This is a genomic window from Umezawaea sp., from assembly GCF_036375055.1.
Taxonomy (GTDB): Bacteria; Actinomycetota; Actinomycetes; order Mycobacteriales; family Pseudonocardiaceae; genus Umezawaea.
In genome coordinates this window covers 16,267-35,127 of record NZ_DASUSQ010000115.1, presented here as the reverse complement: position 1 = coordinate 35,127, position 18,861 = coordinate 16,267, and the positions used below count along the sequence as shown (strand labels likewise).

Sequence of the window (18,861 nt, the reverse complement as noted above, 5' to 3'; positions counted from 1 at the left end):
TCACCATGGCCGACACCCGACAGCGCCTGATCGACGGCGCGATCCACACGATCCGGCAGCACGGCATCACGGGGACGTCCGCGCGGACCATCGCCGCCGCGGCGGGGGTCAACCAGGCCCTGGTGTTCTACCACTTCGGCAGCGTGCACGACCTGGTCGAGCAGGCGTGCGTGACCGCCACCCGCGCCAGGGTCGCGCCGTTCCTGGAGCGGCTGGACGAGGTCACCACCCTGCGGGAGCTGCTGGACCTCGGCCGCCGCCTGCACGTCGAGGAACGCTCGCTGGGCAACGTGATGGTGCTCGCCCAGGTGCTTGCGGGCGCCCAGACGGACCCGACCCTCGCCAAGGCCACCTCGGCGTCGCTGCACCTGTGGATCGACCCGATCGAGCGGACCCTGGAACGGCTGCTGGCCGACTCCCCGCTGACCTCGTTCGTCGACACGGGCGGACTGGCCCGCGCGGTGTGCGCGGGGTTCATCGGCCTGGAGCTGTTCGAGGGCGTCGAACCGGTGGGCGCGCAGGCCGCGCTGGACGCGCTGGACCGCATGGCGGTGCTCGTGGAGGTGATCGACGACCTCGGCCCGGTGGCGCGCGCGGCGGTGCGCGCCACGCTGCGCAGGTCGTCGTCGTGACCCCCGCACGATCGTCGTCGCGCACTCGGTGGTGGCGGTCCGGTCCGCGGCCTCGACGGTGCGCTCGGTACCCGCCGGGGAGGGGCTTCCTTGCGCTGAGTGATACCTAGAACTACTATGCCTAGTACTTCTAGGGTATCGAACGGAGCAGGACGCGTGAAAGTCACCAAAGACCTTGTGGCCGCCTCGGCGACGCCGATGGTGCTGGGGATCCTGGCCGAGGCGGACAGCTACGGCTACGCCATCCTCAGGCGGATCAACGAGCTGTCCGGCGGGGAGCTGGACTGGACCGAGGGGCTGCTCTACCCGCTGCTGCACCGGCTGGAGCGCCTCGGGCACGTGGAGGCGAACTGGCAGTCCGTCCCCGGCGAGCGGCGGCGCAAGTACTACCGCATCACCGAGAGCGGGCTGGCCGAGCTGGCCGAGCAGCGCAGGCAGTGGGACACCGTCGTCGACGCCCTCAAGGAGATCTGGCGCGGGCACGGCGACTCCAGGCCGTTCACCGCGACCCCGTTGGGAGGCCTGGCATGACCGGGGGGCAGGACGAGCTGGAGGAGCAGTTCGCGCAGTGGCGGCACTACGTGCAGCGCCGCCGCGAGCTGCGGCAGCCCGACGCCGACGAGCTGGAGGACCACCTCAGGGGCTCCGTCGACGAGCTGGTGGCGTCGGGCCTGCACGCCGACGAGGCGTTCCTCGTCGCGGTGAAGCGCATGGGCAGCCTGGACGACCTGTCGCGCGAGTTCGCCCGCGAGCACTCGGAACGGCTGTGGAAGCAGCTGGTGCTGACCGGTGACACCGACGGCCCCGCCACGAGCACCCGGTCGCGCAACGACCTGCTCGCGATGATCGCCTGCGCGGCGGGCGCCGCGGTGTCGATCAAGGTGCCGGAGCTGTTCGGTCTGGCGTTCGAGGAGGACAGCACCTTCTACGCGCCGAACATCAGCCTGTTCGCGCTGCCCTGGCTGGCCGGGTTCCTCGCGTGGCGCCGCAACGCCTCCAGGGCTGTGATCGGCGTGCTGGTGGCGCTGTTCGCGCTGGGCGCGGTCGCGGCCAACGCCTACCCGCTGGGGGAGGAGTCCCAGTCGGTGGTGCTGACCAGCATCCACCTCCCCATCGCGCTGTGGTTCGCGGTCGGTCTCGCCTACGTGTCCGACGACCTGCGCTCGCCGCGCCGCCGCATGGACTTCGTCCGCTTCACCGGCGAGTGGTTCGTCTACTCCGTCCTCATCGGTCTCGGCGGCGGGGTGCTGATCGCGTTCACGTTCGGGACGTTCGAGGCCATCGGGATCTCCCCGGAGACCTTCGTCGTCCAGTGGCTCGTCCCGTGCGGAGGCATGGCCGCGGTGGTCGTCGCGGGCTGGCTCGTCGAGGCGAAGCAGAGCGTCGTCGAGAACATCGCCCCGGTGCTCACCCGGCTGTTCACGCCGCTGTTCACCCTGGTGCTGCTGGCGTTCCTCGTCGCGTTCGGCATCAGCAGCGGGCGCATCGACGTCGAGCGGGAAGCGCTGATCCTGTTCGACCTGCTGCTGGTCGTGGTGCTCGCGCTGCTGCTCTACACGATCTCCGCCCGCGACCCGCTGGCCCCCGCTGGCCTGTTCGACAAGCTCCAGCTCGCGCTCGTGGTCAGCGCGCTGGCCATCGACGTGCTGGTGCTGCTGGAGATCACCGGCCGCATCACCGAGTACGGCACCACCCCCAACAAGGCGGCGGCGCTCGGCGAGAACGTCATCCTGCTGGCCAACCTCGTCTGGGCGACCTGGCTGCTGCTGGGCCTGATCCGGCGGCGCACGCCGTTCGCGGCGCTCGAACGCTGGCAGACCGCCTACCTGCCGGTGTTCGCGGTGTGGGCGTGGATCGTGGTCCTGGTGTTCCCGCCGGTCTTCGGCTACCTCTGACCGCGGCGGGGGACGCGATCGGCCGGACCGCGTCCCCCACGGCGGTCACCCCGCCTCGGCGAGGCGGGCGCGGACCAGCTCCGCCTCCGGCATCCCGAGGTCGGTGTAGAGGGCCAGCGCCAGCCGGTGCTGCTCACGGGCGGCGGCGGTGTCGCCGAGGGCCTGGTGGGCGACGCCGAGACCAGCGTGGGCGCGGGCCAGCTGGTCGCGGGCGCCCGTGGTGGCGGCGATGGCACGGGCGGCGCCGTGGTGGGTGACGGCGTCGGCCGCGCGCCCGGCAGCGCGCGCGGCCTCGCCCAGCCCGTTCAGCGCGGCGGCCTCACCGTCGCGCTCGCCGGTCTCCCGGTGGACGAGGAGGGCCTGCTCGTAGTGGTCGGCCGCGGCCTCGGGCAGGCCCCGGCGCAGGTCGAGCGTGCCCAGGCTGTCCACCGTCCAGGCCTCGCCGTCGCGGTCGCCGAGCCGCCGGTACAGCGCCAGGCTCTGCCCCAGGTGCTCGGCCGCGGCGTCGAACCGGTCCAGCGCCACCTCGACGTCACCCAGGTTGAGCAGCGAGTTGGCCTCGCCGATCCGGTCGCCGACCTCGCGGAACAGCGCCAGCGCCCGTGCGTGGTGCTCGGCCGACGGTTCGTGGTGGCCCAACCGGAACTCGACCATCCCCAGGCCGTTGAGCGCTCCGGCCTCACCGGTCCGGTCACCGGTCAGCCCGCACAGCTCCAGCGCCTGCTCGTAGTGCTCCCGCGCCGACTCGTGGCGGCCGAGCCGCTGCTCGACGATGCCGAGGTTGTGCACCGCGCGGGCCTGGCCCACCCGGTCCCCGGTCTGCTGGAACAGGGGGAGGGCCCGTGCGAAGCAGTCGGCGGCCGACCCGTGGCCGCCCATCTGGAGGTGGGCGACGCCCAGGTTCGTCAGCGCCGCAGCCTGCGCGGTCGGGTCGTCGGTGATCCTCGCGGCGTGCCGGGCGTGGCCGTGGACGGCCACCGCGTCGGCGAAGTGGCCGCCGGTGAAGTAGCGGAACAGCGTGGCGGACAGCCGGGTGGCGTGGGTCGGCCAGCCGTGGTGGGCCGAGTGCGCGGCCACGGCGACGAGGATGGGGCGCTCGGTGTCCAACCAGTCCCGCGCCGCGTCCGGATCGGACAGGTCCGGGGCCGGTGTCGCGGGCGGCGCGACCCTCGGCCGGTGGTGGGCCTCCGCCGGGAACAGGGTGTCCATCGCGGCGGACGCGGTGGCCAGGTAGTGGTCGAACAGGCGCGTCAGGGCCGCCCGGCGCTCGGCCGGCCGGTCCTCGTCACCCGCCCGCAGCGCGGCGTGGGCGCGGACGAGGTCGTGGAACGCGTTCCTGCCCGCGGTGGCCTGGAGCAGGTGCTCGTCGCACAGGTGGTCCAGCTCGGTGCGGGCGGTGCGCAGGCCGGTGTCGGCGAGGGCGGCCGCCGCGTGCGCGTCGAAGTCCTGGCCGGGGTGCAGGGCGACCAGCCGCAGCAGCCTGCGCCGCTGGGCGGGCAGGTTCCGGTAGGACAGGTCGAGCGCGAACTCCACCCCGCCCTCCAGCCTGCGGTCGCGGTGGCGCTCGTCCAGCCGGTCGGCGTGGTCGGACAGGGTCCAGTCCGGTGTGCCGCGGATGTGCCCGGCGACCAGGCCCAGTGCCAGCGGGAGGTGGCCGCACCGGGCGGCGATCCGGTCGACCGCGTCCTGGCTCGGCCCGACCGGCACGTCCGGCACGGCGTCGCCGAGGAACCACCGCGCCTCGTCGGGGGTGAACACGTCCACGGCGAGGTGGTGGGCGGGCTTGAGGTCGGTGAGGTGGCGCCTGCTGGTGATCAGCACCGTGCAACCGGGGGAGTCCGGCAGCAGGGGGCGGACCTGGTCCTCCGTGGCCGCGTTGTCCAGGACGACGAGCGCGCGGGTGCCCGCGAGCCGGTCGCGGTAGACGGCGGCGCGCTCGGTGACGTCGTGCGGGACCTCGTGGCCGGGAACGCCGAGCAGGCGCAGGAACCCGTCCAGGACGGCGGCCGGGTCGGCGGGCGGCTGGGCCGGGTCGGGGTGGAACCCGCGCAGGTCCACGAACAGCACCCGGTCGAACGGTTCCCGCCGCAGCAGCCGGTGCGCGTGGTGGACGGCCAGCCGGGTCTTGCCGACGCCCGCCATGCCCTCGATCGCGGAGATCACCACCGGCTCGCCGTCACCGCTCGGCACCCGGTCGAGCCGGTCCAGCTCGGCGGCGCGGCCGGTGAACCCGGCGAGGTCGGGGGGAAGGGCGTCCCGGACGCGGACCTGCGCCGCCGCGCTGATCTCCCCGCTGATCACCCGGAGGGCCTGCCGCCACTGGGCGACGTAGCCCTCGTCCGGGTGGAGCGTCCACACGATCGCGAGGACCAGGTCGGTGCTGAGCCTGCGGCGACCGGACCGGAAGCAGTCCACGACGGTCGTCTTGCCCACCAGGTCGCCCGCGGGTCTGCCCGCGGCCGTCCACGCCGCGTTGACCCTGTCCTTGATGGTCCCGTACGACGGGTCGCCCGCCCAGACCTTCAGCGACCGCAACCGGTCCACCAGGTCGTCCAGGGTCTCGGCCCGACCGGGGTCCGGCAGCACCGCGAACGGGTCCTCCGGTTCGCGCGGCGATCGCATGGTCCTCCCGAGGTGATCGTCCGCCCCCGTTATACCGCGTTCGGGTTCGGTCGGAACATCACCCCGACCGGCCGCCGTGCGGCATCGTCGGCAGCGGACCGGTGAGGACCACCGGCACCGGTCCAGTCCGACGCCCGACTCGTTCCGGGGAGGGAGGACGACGGCAGCGGAGGACCGCCACGGGGTGCGCGCGGCGAGCACGGGCCGTCCCACCGGCCCGGTGGCTCGACGGGACGCGCGGCACCCGCCGCGAGCCGGTGTGCGCAGCTCTGGGGGGCGCGCACCGGACGGGTCGGGTTCGGATCGGCTCCTCCCGGAGGTCCGAACCCGTGGTGGGGAGCGGGTGGGCGCGCGGCGCCCGCCCGCTCCCACCGATCCGGGAGTCCTCCGTGGACGGTGGACCACCTGGGCGGGCCCCGCCGAGCCGTGGCGCGACGGGACCCGGCCCCGCGTCAGAACTGGAGCGACCAGCCGTTGATCCGGCCGACGTCCTGCGCGGCGACGTCCTGCACGCGCAGCTTCCACACGCCGTTGGCGACCTCGCCGGAGGCGTTCACCGAGTAGGTCGTGACGACGTCGTCGCCGCTGTCGTTGCCGGACCCCTTCAGCCGGAACGAGGTGCCGTCCGGCGCGATGAGGTCGATCACCAGGTCACCGCGGTAGGTGTGGGTGATGTCGACCCCCACGCCCAGCGCCGCCGGGGCGTTGCCGGTCACGCCGGAGACGGTGATCGGGCTCTCGACCGTGCTCAGGTCGGGGACCGCCACGTCGGTCTGGTTCTCGAAGCGGGGACCGGGCGGCGTGCCCGCCCCGGACAGCGTCCACAGCGCGTGGGCGATGGCGTCGGTGTTGCGGTCCAGCGCGGGGACGTTGACGTTGGTGATCGTGTCGCACGACCGGTGGTAGCACGGGTCGAACGCGCGGCCCGACACGCCGCCCCACTTCTGCGCCTGCGCGCTGGTCATGACCACCTCGGCCCCGGTGAACAGGCCGCCGGTGGCGATGTTCGCGCGGGCGAAGGCGGCGTGGTCGGACCGGCCGCCGACCTGCGTCAGCTCGGTCGGCACGCCGATCCCGGCGAAGTGCGACTCCAGGACCTGCTGCACCTCCAGCGATCCGGTGGGCTGGCCGCTGGCGCTGTAGACGAAGTAGCCGGGGTTCGGCGAGCCGGTCATGTCGAAGTTCAGGTAGGCCTTGATCTTCGCCTTCTCGGCGGCGGGCAGGCTGTTCACGTAGAACGTGGACCCGACCAGGCCCAGCTCCTCCGCGCCCCACCAGCCGAACCGGAGGTGCTTCTGCGGCTGGAACTGCTCGCGGGCGACGGTCAGCGCGACCTCCAGGACACCCGCGGACCCCGTCCCGTTGTCGTTGATGCCCGGACCGGCGCTGACGCTGTCCAGGTGGCCGCCCATCATCAGCACGTTCTGCGGGTCGCCGCCCGGCCAGTCGGCGATCAGGTTCCAGCCGGTCGCGCCGTTGGACGTGAACTGCTGCAACGACGTCTGGTACCCGACCGCGTCCAGCTTCGCCTTGACGAAGTCGATCGACGCGCGGTACCCCGGCCTGCCGTGCGCCCGGTTGCCGCTGTTGCTCGTCGCGATGGCCTGGAGGTCGTTGAGGTGGGCCCGCACGTTGGCCACCGGGATGTCCGGCGCGGCCAGGGCGACGGCGGGTGCCGCCGTCGCCGTCAGCGGGCTGAGCAGGGCACCGGTGAGCAGCAGGACGCCCACCAGCGGTGTCGTGGATCTCTTCGAGAACAAGGCTGCCTCCGCAGGGATAGGGAAAGCCGTGTTCGAGCTAACGGGCTGGACGCCGGGAGCGGTAGCGGCGTTCGTCGTGGCGCATTCGGCGGAGTCGGAGCTGTCGGTGTCCGTGAAGGCTTCAGTGTTGACTGAAATAAGCTCTCGCGGACGGGGCACCGCGCTTCGGACGCCGCCGGAGGGCGCGCGGTGCACCTTCTTCCCGCGACGGGGCCGTGGCGGTCGTGAGGTCTCGGGTGGTCACGGTGGACACGACGAGCGCCGTCGCGCGGCAGGCACGCCGACGTTGACCCTGGGGAGCGCCACGACCAGGTCACGCCGGTGGTGGCGGGGGAGTCGGGACGCGGTGGCGACGGCGTCCGCGGTGGTGGTCGGGGCGTGGCCGTTCAGCGGGCCTTGCGGAGCCGTGCCCGCCCGGTGACCCCCCGCGGCCGGGGCAGGGCTGCCGCTACGTCCGGCGGCGGGGCTTCCCGCGCTTGCCCGCCTTGGGGGTGGCGCCGCGCTGCGGGGTCCTGCGGGCGGGTTTCGCGGCGGGCTTGCGGGCCTCGGCCGTGGACTTCGGCTGAGCGGGCGCGGACGCCGGGCCGCGCGTGCTGTTGACGGTCCGGCCCCGGACGATCCCGATGAGCTGCTCCGTCAGGTCGGTCGTCTCGTCCTCCAGCCACGACAGCGCGACCCGCGACTCGGGGGCGTCGGTGAGCGGCCGGTAGGTGAGGTCCTTGCGGTGGTGCAGGCGGGCGAGGGACTGGGGGACGACGAGCAGGCCGATGCCCGCCGCCACGAGCTGGACGGCGTCGGCCGTGGTGGCGGGGCGGGAGATCGCCGGGCGGCCGGGCGGCCCGTCCCAGTCGAGGGCGTCGTCGAGGGGGTGCAGCACGACGTCGTCGGCGACGTCCTCGGTGGACAGTTCGTCGGCGGAGGCCGCGGCGTGGTCCTTCGGGACGACCACCACGGTCGTCTCGGTGTAGAGCGGGATCGCGTGCAGGCCGGTCCGGTCGACCGGCAGCCGCAGCAGCACGGCGTCGGCCTCGCGGTCGCGCACCGCGGCGGCGGCGTTCGCGGCGGACACCGGGACGAGGACCAGCGGGACGTCGGGCGACCGCTCCTTCCAGATCCGCACCCACTTGCTGGGCGTCACGCCGGGGACGTAGGCGAGCCTGAAGGGTGCGGGTACGTCCGAGCCGGTCACGAGGTCAGATTACCGGGCGTGACCGGGAGCGGCGGACGGGCCCGATACCCTGACCCCCATGAAGTCGCAGAAGACCCCCCAGACGATGAAGCCCGCGACAGCGGCGAAGAAGCTGGGTGTGTACCTCGAAGCCACCCCCGCGGAGTTCCAGGAGGGTGTCGTCTCGCGCGACGAGTTGAACGCCCTCCAGGCCGACCCGCCGGAGTGGCTGCGCGACCTCCGGCGCAACGGGCCGCACCCGCGGTCGGTCGTCGCGACCAAGCTGGGCGTCTCCATCGGCGGCCTGGTGCGCGGCGGTGTCACCGAGGCCCTGACGACCGAGCAGATCGAGGCGTTGAAGGCGGACATCCCGTCCTGGCTGCGCAAGGAGCGCGCCACGCAGGCCGACGTCCGCCGCGAGGAGGCGCGCCTGAGGGAACGGCCCGTCGAGCCCGCCAAGCGCCCGCGGTCCTGATCCGGCGGGTGCGGCGCTCGACCGTCCTCCGGGAGCCCCCTCTCGGGTCCGGTCTGGACGGTGACTCCGCCGGGCGGGCCGCGCGGCCCGCCCGGCGGAGTCAGAACACCCGGTCCAGGTCGGGTTCGGCGGCCGGACGGCCCAGCAGGTAGCCCTGGGCCTGGTCGCAGCCCAGCCTGCGCAGGACGTCGAGCTGGAGTTCGTGCTCGACGCCCTCGGCGACCACCGTGAGGTCGACGGCGTGCGCCATCGCGATGATGCTGGTGACGATGGCCTCCGCGTCGGCGGACTTGCCGAGCCCGGTGGTGAACGACTGGTCGATCTTGAGCGTGTCCAGCGGCAGCGTCAGCAGCTGGGCGAGCGAGGAGTACCCGGTGCCGAAGTCGTCGATGGCGAGCCGGACACCGAGGTCCCGCAGCGCCGCGAGCGTGCGGGCGGCGATGGTCGGGTCGCGCATCAGCGCGCTCTCGGTGATCTCCAGGTACAGCGCGTTCGGCGGCAGGTCGGCGGTCCGCAGCGCCTCCCGCACGGCCGTGACCAGGTAGGGGTCGTCGAGCTGGCGCGCGGACAGGTTCACGGCGAGCTGGAGGTCCGGGTCGTGGCGGGCCCGCAGCTCGACGACCCCCCTGGTCGCGGTGCGGAGCATGTGGACGCCGATGATGTTGATCAGGTCGCTCTCCTCGGCGAGCCCGATGAACTCCACGGGTGGGATGAGGCCGTAGCGGGGGTGCGTCCAGCGCAGCAGGCCCTCGACCATGGTGGTGCGGCCGGTGCGGAGGTCCACGATCGGCTGGTAGGCCACCCACAGCTCGCCCCGGCGGGGCGCCTCGCGCAGGTCCTGTTCGAGCTGGAGCCGCCGCTGGGTGCGTTCGAGCAGGTCGACGTCGTAGAACGCGTGCCGCCCCCGACCCCGCGTCTTGGCCTCGTACATCGCGAGGTCGGCGTCGCGCAGCAGGTCGGCGCCGTCGCGCGGGTCGTCCTGGTCCGCGATCACGATGCCGACGCTCGCGTCGATGTGCAGGTTCCGACCGTCCACGGTGATCGGCTCGTTCAGCGCGCCGCGGATGTGCTCGGCCAGCGCGGTGGCCTCCTCCGGGCCCGCGGTGCCGTGGGCGATGACGGCGAACTCGTCGCCGCCGAGCCTGCCGACGACGTCGCCGCGGCGGACGCCGCGGCTCAGCCGCGCCCCGAGGACCTGGAGCACCTTGTCGCCCGCGCTGTGGCCGAGCGAATCGTTGATGATCTTGAACTTGTCCAGGTCGATGAACAGGACCGCCGTCCGGCCCGAGCGGTGCTTCCTCGACGCCCCGCTGAGCCGCTCGATGATCACCGTCCGGTTGAACAGGCCGGTCAGCGCGTCGTGCGTGGCCTCGTGCTCCAGCATCCCGTCGAGCATCCTGCGCTCGGTGATGTCGGTGAACGACACGACGACGGCGCTCGGCCCCTCACCGCCGGAGTCGAGGGCGTGGCAGCTCAGCGACAGCCAGATGCGGGCTCCGTCCGGCCTGGACAGGCTGAGGATGCGCCCGTTCTGCGGCTCCCCGGTGAGCCGCGTGCGCGCCGACAGGTAGTTCGCGGCGGGCAGGCGCGCGCCGGTCTCGTCGTACAGCTCGGCCAGCGTCGTCGGCAGGCCCACGATCTCCTGTGCGTTCACCCCGAGGATGCGCTCGGCCGCCGGGTTGGCCGATTCGACCAGTCCGGTGGGCCCCACGACGATCACGCCCTCCTCCAGGGCGGCCACCACGGTGGTGAAGTGCTGCTCGGCCCGTCTGCGCGCGGTCTCGTCCGCGCAGACCAGCACGTACCCGTCGTCCATCCGCGCCACCGACACGCGGACCGCGAGGGGGGCGCCGTCGGCCCGGTGGTGGACGGCCTGCTCCACGCCGCCCGACTCCAGGATGGACACGGGGTCCAGGGGAGCGGCGACCACCCGTTCGATCGGCTGCCCGATCGCCTCGCTCGCGGGACGGCCGTACACGGTCTCGGCCGTCGGGTTCCAGCTCGTCACGAGACCGTCGGCGGTCATCGCCACCAGCGCGTCGCTGACGTGGGCGACCAGGGCCGCCTGGTAGTGCAGGGCCGCGGCTGCCGCCTTCTGGGCGGTCACGTCGCGCATGATCACCTGGAACGCCGGGCGTCCCTCCCACGTGGTCCGCACCGACACCGACTCGACGTCGAGGGTGCCGCCGTCGAACCGGAGGAGGACTGCCTCAGCCGGGTCGCTCGTGGCGCCCGGCGCGCCTAACTCGGAGATGCGGTGCAGCATCGGCGACACCGAGTTCGGGTGGACGAAGTCGGTGATCGGGCGGTTGAGCAGCTCGGAGGCGGACCCCGCCCTGGTGAACTGGACCGCGGCCGGGTTCGCGTACACGATCAGCCCGGCCTCGTGCACGACGATCGCCTCCGGCGACAGCTCGACGAGCAGCCGGTACCGCTCGGCCAGGTCGGTGAGCGCCTGCTCCTGCTGGTGCTGCTCGGTCACGTCGGTGGCGACGCCGACCAGGCGCCTGCTGTCCGACTCGCCCGAGACACGCGCCCGGAACTGGATCCAGCGGATGGCTCCTCCTGGCGTCTCGCACGGTTGTTCCAGCTCGTAGTCCTGCCACACCGGAGCGGCCTTCGCGGCGACCGTCAGCGGGGCGACCAGTTCGGACAGACGAGCCCTCACCAGATTCTCGTCCGAACCCGGCACGCCCACCATCTCACCCAGACCCGGCATCCAGGCGAGGGTGTCGGTGGAGACGTCGAACCACCAGGCAACGGCCCGCCCGGCCGACAGCGCCAGCTCGACCACCACCTCGTGGTCCGATCCGACGCCCATGAGCTCCTTCACGTCGTGGCTCCCAGGCCTTGTGTCGCGTCCGATTCGCCGTGGCGTTGCCATCGTGGAGTCCTACTACATCGTCCGCGCAAAACCCACCCAACCGCAGCACACGGTGTGTCGTTATAGCGGGTCCTCGCTGTGACCGGGTGCTCGGGTGGACATCCGGGGTGATCAACGGGGGAGCGGTCCACTGTGGATCGGAGCGTTCAGGCGGCCCTCGAACGTGTCCTGCTCGGCCTCCGACACCGTTACCATCAAGGGCGTTGGCGGTGTGAACGGTGTGCTCAGGCGCATCCGGGTGGCGTGTCGCGGTTTCACGCCACCGGTCAACACGAGTCCGCAGCGCTGTCCCTGCTCCGTTCGGCGGAACGCCCGTCGCGGTCCGGTGCCGGTGGTGTCGGTCCTCGACTCGGGGAGGGAGCGGAATGGACGCGCAGGGCGTGGGTATTTGCGGCATCGGTGTCGTCAGCGGGTACGGGTGGGGGCGTGAACCGCTGTGGGACGGCCTGCTGAGCGGAACGCCCGCCGCGACCGTGGTCCCCGGTCTCGGTCTGGACCCCGGCGCCGCCGTGTGGGCGGCGCGCGTCCCCGACGGCGGCGACCCGCAGGACGGCCAGACCCGGTTCGCCCGAGCGATGCGCGCGTCCGCGCGGGAGGCCATTCGGGACGCGGGCGACCGGGGCTGGCGTCCCGGTCGGAGGGTCGGCCTGCTGCACGCGGTCGTCCTCGGCGAGGTCGACCTGTGGCGCGACTTCTACACCACCCGCGGCGGCGAGCTGCCCGTGCGGGAGTACCTGGCGCTCATGCCGTCCACCCCGATGTCCACGTTCATGCAGGAGTTCGGCTTCCACGGCCCGGCGATGAACGTCTCCGCGATGTGCGCCTCCGGCAACGCGGGCCTGATCACCGCGAAGTCCTGGCTGGACGCGGGCCTCGTCGACGACGTGGTGTTCGTGGCCACCGACCTGTCGCTCACCCCGGAGAACGTGTCCCACTTCGTCCGGCTCGGCGTGGCGATCACCGACGCGGAGCCGCTGGACGCGTGCCGCCCGTTCCAGCAGGGCAGCAGGGGTTTCATCATGGGTGAGGCGTCGGTGTCGTTCGTCCTGTCCCGCCGGGCCGACCGGCCGTACGCCATGACGCTGGGCGGCGCCATGTCGCACGACGCCTACCACGCGACCTCGATCGACCCCGGCCTCGCCCACGTCACGGCCTGCTTCCAGGACGCGCTGGCCAACGCGGGCGTGCCCGCCTCGGCCGTGCGCTACCTCAACGCCCACGGGCCGGGCACCGCGCAGTGCGACCTGGCCGAGGCCACGGTGCTGGACCGGATGTTCCCGGCGGACACCGAGGTCTACTCGGTGAAGCCGCTGACCGGCCACTGCCAGGGAGCGGCGTCCGCGGTCGAGGTCGCGGTGACCGCGCTGGGCTACGACCGGGGCCTGGTGCCCGCGCCGCCGACGGTCGCTCCCGGACACCCCAGGCTCCTGGACGGACCGTCGCCGATCACCGGGGGCATCACCGTGAAGTCGTCGCTCGGGATGGGCGGCCACAACTCCGTGATCGTGCTCGCGCCCCCCGCCTGACCGTCCACGGAGCCGGTCACCGGCGCGCGGGGCGTCCGACCCGCGCGCCCACCGCGCAGGCGGCGAGCGCGGCGAGGGCGAACAGGGCTTCCAGCAGCCCGCCCCACCGGGTCGCGGGGGTGGTGTCCGAGCGCAGCGGGACGGTGGCCAGGAGCGTGTCCTCGGTGAACACGCCGGTCGACCGCACCACCGTGCCGTCCGGTCGCACCACCGCGCTCACACCGCTGATCGCCGCCACGACCACGGCCCGCCCGTGCTCGACCGCGCGCACCCTGGCCATCGCGAGCTGCTGGTGGGTCATCTCGCCGCGCCCGTACCAGGCGTTGTTCGTCGGCACCACGAACAGCCGCGCGCCGCGGGCGGCGCTCTCGCGCAGCACGGCGTCGTAGGCCACCTCGTAGCAGATCCCGACGCCGACGCGGGTGCCCGCGACGTCCAGGACACCGGGCTCGGTGCCCGCCCGCAGGTCGGGGGTGTCGGCGAACGGGGTGACCAGCCCGGCGAGCGACCGCAGCGGGATGTGCTCGGCGAACGGGACCAGTTCCCGCTTCGCGTAGGACGCGCCCGCGCCGGTCCTCGGGTCCCAGGCGATGACGGCGTTCTCCTGCTGCCCGTCGACCCGGCGCAGCGCGCCCACCAGCGTGGGGACGCCGAGGTCGGCCACGGCCCCGTCCAGCACGGGGTCGTGGCCGCCGGTGCTGGTCGCGCTCTCCGGCCACACCACGAGGTCGGGCGCGGGCACCTCGCCCGCGCGGATCGCGGTGGCCAGACCGGCGGTGACGCGCAGGTGGTTGCGGCGCAGGGTCTCCCGCTGGTCCAGCAGCCCCAGCCCCACGTCGGGCGCGTTGCCCTGCACCACCGCGACGGTGCGGACGCCGTCCTGCGCCTCGACGGCGGGCGTGACGGCCAGGGCCGCGACCAGCGGCAGCACCGGCCACGCCCGGCGGACGTCCCGAGGCCGGGCGACCCACGCCGCCGCGCCGAACCCCGTCACCACGACCGCGAACGACACCAGGGGTGCGCCACCGAGCGCCGCGAGCCGCAGGTAGGGGCCCTCGACCTGGCCGAACGCCACCCGTCCCCACGGGAAGCCGTTGAAGGGCAGGCGACCGCGCGCCGACTCCTGGAGCACGAACAGCAGCGCCGCCCACACCGGCGCGGCGGGCAGGCGGGCCACCAGCGGCACGAGCGCGCACGCGGCGGACGTGAAGAGGGCCATCACCGCGGCCAGCACGAGCCACGGCGCGGGCCCGAAGTCGCGTCCGAGGAAGTCGTCGATCCACACCAGGTGGAGCAGGAAGAACGTCCACCCGAACACGAGGCCCAGCAGCGCGGCCCGGCGGACGCGCGCCCCGCGCAGGGCGGACCACAGCAGCGCGAACGCGATGACCGCCGCCCACCAGAGCGCGCGGGGCGGGAACGCGGCGTGCAGCAGCGCGCCCGCCGCGACGACGGCGGCGTACCGCGCGACGTCGGGCACGCGCGACGTCGGGCGCGGGGCGAGAGCGACCTCAGACAAGCGTCCGGGTCCTCTCGGGCGCGGTCTTCTCCGGACGCAGCACCAGGTACGCCGCTCCCACCAGGACGATCCCGATCGCGTAGCCCGCGACGAGCTGGCCGACGCGGCCGGAGAAGTTCCCCGCCAGCGGCGGGACGAGCACGGCGAAGACGGCGACGAGCCCGGCGAGCCTCGCCCACGCGTGCCGGGGGAGCCCGCTCGCGGCGAGCGGGACGACCGCCCACAGCAGGTACCAGGGCTGCACCACCGGACCGAGCACCACCACGAGGGCCATCACCATCCCGAGGGACGACACCGCGTCGAGCCTGCCTCGCCACTGCCGGTGCAGCACGACCGCGATGCCCGCCACGGCCAGCGCGTAGCCGAGGACCTTGCCGACGCCGATCATGGTCTGGGTGGTGTCCGCGCCGAACAGCGCGCCGACGCCCCCGGTGAGGAAGCCGAACCAGTTCGTGGGCGCCATCCAGCTGTTCACCAGCCCGGACGTGCCGAGCGCCCGCACCCAGCCGAACCCGAGGCCGGTCGCCAGCGACGTCGCGGCGGACACGGCCCCGAAGGCGAGCACCATGCCGGTCCCGGCGAGCAGGAAGTCGCCGACCGACCCGCCCCGGCGGCGGGCGAGCGCGGTCCCGACGACCGCCAGCGCGACCAGAGCGGGCAGCTTCACCTGGGCGCCGAGCGCGATGAGCACGACCCCGAGCGCGAACGGCCACCCGTCGACCCGTTCCCGCAGCGCCTCCAGCGCGACGACCGTCCCCGCGAGCATGAGGCCCAGCATGAGGGAGTCGTTGTGGACACCGGCCACCAGGTGCCACAGCACCAGGGGGTTGAGCACCCCGAGCCAGAGCGCGACGCGCCGCGACGCCCCGGCCACGGCGGCGAGCCGGGGAACCGCCCACACGACGAGCAGCAGTCCCAGGACCTCGACCAGCCGGTGCAGGAGCACACCCACCACCGGCTGCCCGCCCGAGACCTGCGCGACCACCCGTTCGACCGCCCCGAACAGCGGGCCGTACGGCGAGGGCGTGTCCCGCCAGTGCTCGCCGACGCGGCCGACGACCTCCGAGGCCGCCCCGAGCCCCGTGGCGGGACCGGTGGTGTTGGGGTCGAGGCCGCGCGCGGCGACCTCGCCCTGCGCCAGGTAGCTGAACACGTCCAGGCTGAACAGGGGAGGGGCGACCAGCAGCGGAGCGCACCAGAGGGCCAGCGTCCTCCTCAGCCAGCGCGTGCTCGGTCGCGGCCTGCCCGACAGCACGACCCGGCCGAGCAGCGCCCACGCCACCACCAGCACCCCCGCGCCCGCCACCCCGGCGGCGAGCGGCACCACGGCCGCGCCGGACGCCACCACCCCGACCCAGGCCGCGACCGTGAGCACCACGACGGCGCCGAACCCGGTCCAGCGGAACCGGTCCGGCGCCGAGCGGGTGGGACGGCCCACCGCCGACGGTGTCAGCGGGAGCCGGTCCACGGCGGAAAGCGACATGCGTCCTCCAAGCAGGGCGGTGCAGGGGTCAGCCGGGGAGGCGGTGCGCACGGGGAAGTGGCGACCGGGGGCCGGGGCGGGTCAGCGGCGTGGCGGACCGCCTCTGCCTCCGCAGGGGGGCGTCCGTCGGCGTCGCACGGGACGATCATGGCCGGCGCGCGGGTCATCGCGGATCACACCCCGGTCGCACGCGGAAGTACGACCACGGGTGGACAACCCCGCGGCCGATCGGACCTCGGGGGTGGTCGAACGGGGTGGAGCAGCGATGTCCTAATGTTGACATTAGGACATCATTGAGGGCAGGGTGTCGTCCGAGTGGCGGGCGCTCGTCCGCCGTCCGGGTGTCGGGAAAGGTCGGTGCTCCATGAGGGGCGTGTTGGTCACGGGTGCGTCGCGCGGCATCGGTCGTGCGGTCGCGGTGGCGTTCGCCGAGCGCGGCGACCGGGTCGCGGTCCACTGCGCGGCCAACCGCGCCGACGCCGAGGAGACGCTGCGCCTGCTGCCCGGCACCGGGCACGCGCTGGTCGTCGGCGACCTCGGCGACCCCGGCACCGCGCGCCGCGTGGTCGACGAGGCCGTGCGCGCGCTCGGCGGGGTCGACGTCCTGGTCAACAACGCCGCCGTCGCGCCGACCGCGGCGAACCGGCACGACGTGGCGACCACGTCCTACGAGGACTGGCTGGCCGCGTGGCGGCGCATGGTCGACGTCAACCTCCTGGGCGCGGCCAACGTGACCTACGGCGTGGCCCGGCACCTCGTCGACCGCGGCGCCCCCGGCAGCGTCGTCAACATCGGCTCCCGCGGCGCCTTCCGGGGCGAACCGGAGTTCCCGGCGTACGGCGCGACCAAGGCCGCCCTGCACGCCTTCGGCCAGTCGATGGCCGTGTCGCTCGCACCGCACGGGATCGCGGTGACGTCCGTGGCGCCGGGGTTCGTCGCGACCGAGCGGCAGGAGGGCACGCTGGCGGGCGCGGCGGGGGAGGGCCTGCGGGGCCAGAGCCCGTTCGGCAGGGTCGGCACGCCCGCGGAGGTCGCCGCCGCCGTGCTCCACCTCGCCTCGCCCGAGGCCGCGTGGTCGTCCGGCGCGGTGCTCGACCTGAACGGCGCGTCCTACCTGAGGACCTGACGGCCGCTTTCCCGCCGTGTCAAGGGCTTCCACCCCCTGGGCGCTGTTGACCAAGGTGCCCTGACTTGGTCGGATCGTCGCGTGACCGCCACCCTTTCCCCCGAGACCGTCGAGATATCCCTGGTGATCCGCGTCAGCGCGGCGGACGCGACGGCGGTGGCCGACACCGTGGCCTCCGCACTGCGCTCCGCCCTCGACGACGAGCGGGCGACCGTCGACGTGCCGCGTCCGGACGTCGACGTGCCCGTCCAGCGGGGTGGCCCGGAGCTGCGCGTCTTCCCGGAGTCCCGCCGGGTGCTGCACCGCGGCGTCCCGGTGTCGTTGACGCGGCTGGAGTTCGACCTCCTGCTGCACCTGTGCAGGCGGCCGAGGCTCGTGCACCGCAGGGCCGACCTGATGGCCGCGGTGTGGGGGACGCCCGTCCACGTGGACACCCGGACCATCGACGTGCACGTGCGCAGGATCCGCGGCAAGCTCGGCCCCGACGGCGCGGCGTTCATCGGCACCGTGCGCGGCGTCGGCTACCGCGTCGAGCACGCCCACTTGGTGCGCGTCGAGGACGAGGTCTGAGTCCACAGAGGACTCACCGGTCCTCCGGTGCCGTTGGTCCCCCATGCCCTACGAAGTGCCCTTCGCACAAGGGTCTCACCACCGGTGTCCACAGTGCGGAACCGCTCGGAAGACGCGGTCCGCGTCTGTACGTTCAGCCGGGAAGCGAAGGTCCCCCGCCTCCCAGCGATCCCGAGAGCGCAGAACCCCCATGACACAGGCACTCGCCGACGTTTCCGACCCACCAGGTGGCTCTCTCCGCCCGGTGCCGCGCCCCCGGCGCACGGCTCCGGGAGCGGCGAGGACCCTGCTCGTGCGCCTGATCGCCGTCCTCGTCCTGCTCGGGCTGTGGCAGCTGCTGGCCGTCGCCGGGTTCTGGCCGCCGGTGGTCCTGCCGGGCCCGCTCCAGGTGTGGGACCAGCTGCTCATCACCTCCGACGCCGCCAACGGGCAGGGCGGCTACGCGGGCTCCACGCTGCTCGAACGGCTGGGCGTCAGCCTGCGCAGGGTGGGCTACGGATCGGCCTACGGCATCCTGATCGGCGTCGCCCTCGGCCTGGTGATGGGACTGGTGCCGCTGGTCAGGGCCGTGACCGAACCGGCCGTCACGTTCCTGCGCGCGCTGCCGCCGCTGGCCTACCTGAGCCTGCTGGTCATCTGGTTCGGCATCGACGAGGAACCCAAGGTGTACCTGCTGATGATCGCCGCGTTCCCGCCGGTGGCGGTCGCGACGGCGACCGCGGTCACCGGGGTCGGCCGGCAGTACGTCGAGGCCGCGCAGGCCCTCGGCGCGTCACGGGGCCACGTGATCGCCTCGGTGGTCCTGCCCGCGTCGGCACCGGAGATCATCACGGGTGTGCGGCTGGCCGTGGGCATCGCCTACAGCTCCGTCGTGGCGGCCGAGACCGTGAACGGCGCCGACGGGATCGGCGGCATGGTCCTCAACGCCCAGCGCTACAACCAGACCTCGGTGGTCATCCTCGGGCTGTTCGTCATCGGGGTCACCGGCCTGCTCATCGACTCCGCCGTCGTCGGCGCCCAGCGCGCGCTGTCGCCGTGGCGGGGTCTGGTGTGAAAGACGTCCCCACTGCCAAGGAGATCACGTGTCCGTGACCCGCAGATCGGTCCTGTCCCTGCTCGCGTCGGGGCCCGTGCTGGCGGCGTGCGGTGTCGGCGGCTCGTCGTCCTCGTCCGGGTCGGGTTCCGGGCGCGTCGTGCGCAT

General features: G+C 73.6%; 15 protein-coding genes. 8 read left to right on the top strand and 7 right to left on the bottom strand.

Annotated elements, in window-relative coordinates; all coding sequences use genetic code 11:
* Nucleotides 1-5 precede the first annotated feature (5 nt).
* The 3 genes from VFZ92_RS29605 (at nucleotide 6) to VFZ92_RS29595 (ending at nucleotide 2,527) form a co-directional block, all read left to right on the top strand.
* On the top strand, nucleotides 6-632 hold the full coding sequence (locus tag VFZ92_RS29605) for a TetR/AcrR family transcriptional regulator (RefSeq protein ID WP_330879355.1): 627 nt from the start codon (nucleotides 6-8) through the stop codon (nucleotides 630-632).
* A 156-nt stretch (nucleotides 633-788) separates the two neighbouring features.
* Nucleotides 789-1,163 (top strand): PadR family transcriptional regulator, encoded by a 375-nt coding sequence (locus tag VFZ92_RS29600; protein WP_330879354.1) that lies wholly within the window; start codon nucleotides 789-791, stop codon nucleotides 1,161-1,163.
* Nucleotides 1,160-2,527: a permease prefix domain 1-containing protein gene (locus VFZ92_RS29595; protein WP_330879353.1), complete on the top strand. Its 1,368-nt coding sequence runs from the start codon at nucleotides 1,160-1,162 to the stop codon at nucleotides 2,525-2,527. The genes VFZ92_RS29600 and VFZ92_RS29595 overlap by 4 nt, the downstream gene beginning before the upstream one ends.
* 45 nt (nucleotides 2,528-2,572) lie before the next feature.
* On the opposite strand, the gene VFZ92_RS29590 is transcribed toward VFZ92_RS29595, so the two are convergent.
* The 3 genes from VFZ92_RS29590 to VFZ92_RS29580 form a co-directional block, all read right to left on the bottom strand.
* Nucleotides 2,573-5,149 (bottom strand): ATP-binding protein, encoded by a 2,577-nt coding sequence (locus VFZ92_RS29590; RefSeq protein WP_330879352.1) that lies wholly within the window; start codon nucleotides 5,147-5,149, stop codon nucleotides 2,573-2,575.
* Between the two features lie 452 nt (nucleotides 5,150-5,601).
* On the bottom strand, nucleotides 5,602-6,909 hold the full coding sequence (locus VFZ92_RS29585) for a M28 family metallopeptidase (RefSeq protein WP_330879351.1): 1,308 nt from the start codon (nucleotides 6,907-6,909) through the stop codon (nucleotides 5,602-5,604).
* Between the two features lie 448 nt (nucleotides 6,910-7,357).
* Complete coding sequence (locus VFZ92_RS29580; protein ID WP_330879350.1) at nucleotides 7,358-8,098, bottom strand: LysR family substrate-binding domain-containing protein; 741 nt, start codon at nucleotides 8,096-8,098, stop codon at nucleotides 7,358-7,360.
* 58 nt (nucleotides 8,099-8,156) lie between these two features.
* On the opposite strand from VFZ92_RS29580, the gene VFZ92_RS29575 reads away from it, so the two are divergent.
* Nucleotides 8,157-8,552, top strand: a complete 396-nt coding sequence (locus VFZ92_RS29575) for a DUF5997 family protein (protein WP_330879349.1) — start codon at nucleotides 8,157-8,159, stop codon at nucleotides 8,550-8,552.
* 100 nt (nucleotides 8,553-8,652) lie between these two features.
* Here the strand turns inward: VFZ92_RS29575 and VFZ92_RS29570 are convergent, their stop codons facing one another.
* A complete protein-coding gene (locus tag VFZ92_RS29570; protein WP_414720050.1) occupies nucleotides 8,653-11,373 on the bottom strand; it encodes a sensor domain-containing protein in 2,721 nt (906 codons plus the stop codon).
* A gap of 428 nt (nucleotides 11,374-11,801) precedes the next feature.
* On the opposite strand from VFZ92_RS29570, the gene VFZ92_RS29565 reads away from it, so the two are divergent.
* Complete coding sequence (locus VFZ92_RS29565; RefSeq protein ID WP_330879347.1) at nucleotides 11,802-12,962, top strand: beta-ketoacyl synthase N-terminal-like domain-containing protein; 1,161 nt, start codon at nucleotides 11,802-11,804, stop codon at nucleotides 12,960-12,962.
* Nucleotides 12,963-12,978: 16 nt separating this feature from the next.
* On the opposite strand, the gene lnt is transcribed toward VFZ92_RS29565, so the two are convergent.
* A complete protein-coding gene (lnt, locus tag VFZ92_RS29560) occupies nucleotides 12,979-14,481 on the bottom strand; it encodes an apolipoprotein N-acyltransferase (protein WP_330879346.1) in 1,503 nt (500 codons plus the stop codon).
* Nucleotides 14,474-15,964, bottom strand: coding sequence for a polyprenol phosphomannose-dependent alpha 1,6 mannosyltransferase MptB (gene mptB, locus VFZ92_RS29555; protein WP_330879345.1), 1,491 nt, complete (start codon nucleotides 15,962-15,964; stop codon nucleotides 14,474-14,476). Before mptB ends, lnt begins: the two co-directional genes overlap by 8 nt.
* A gap of 364 nt (nucleotides 15,965-16,328) precedes the next feature.
* Between mptB and VFZ92_RS29550 the strand changes: the two genes are divergently transcribed.
* The 3 genes from VFZ92_RS29550 to VFZ92_RS29540 all read left to right on the top strand — a co-directional run bounded on the left by VFZ92_RS29550 (nucleotide 16,329) and on the right by VFZ92_RS29540 (nucleotide 18,714).
* Nucleotides 16,329-17,090 (top strand): SDR family oxidoreductase, encoded by a 762-nt coding sequence (locus tag VFZ92_RS29550; protein WP_330879344.1) that lies wholly within the window; start codon nucleotides 16,329-16,331, stop codon nucleotides 17,088-17,090.
* A gap of 81 nt (nucleotides 17,091-17,171) precedes the next feature.
* Entirely contained in the window at nucleotides 17,172-17,660 is a 489-nt protein-coding gene (locus tag VFZ92_RS29545) for a winged helix-turn-helix domain-containing protein (RefSeq protein ID WP_330879343.1), read from the top strand.
* Between the two features lie 292 nt (nucleotides 17,661-17,952).
* The gene (locus VFZ92_RS29540; RefSeq protein ID WP_330879342.1) at nucleotides 17,953-18,714 is read left to right on the top strand and encodes an ABC transporter permease; all 762 of its coding nucleotides are present in this window, start codon (nucleotides 17,953-17,955) and stop codon (nucleotides 18,712-18,714) included.
* A 24-nt stretch (nucleotides 18,715-18,738) separates the two neighbouring features.
* Here VFZ92_RS29540 and VFZ92_RS29535 read toward each other — a convergent pair whose 3' ends face one another.
* Complete coding sequence (locus VFZ92_RS29535; protein ID WP_330879341.1) at nucleotides 18,739-18,861, bottom strand: hypothetical protein; 123 nt, start codon at nucleotides 18,859-18,861, stop codon at nucleotides 18,739-18,741.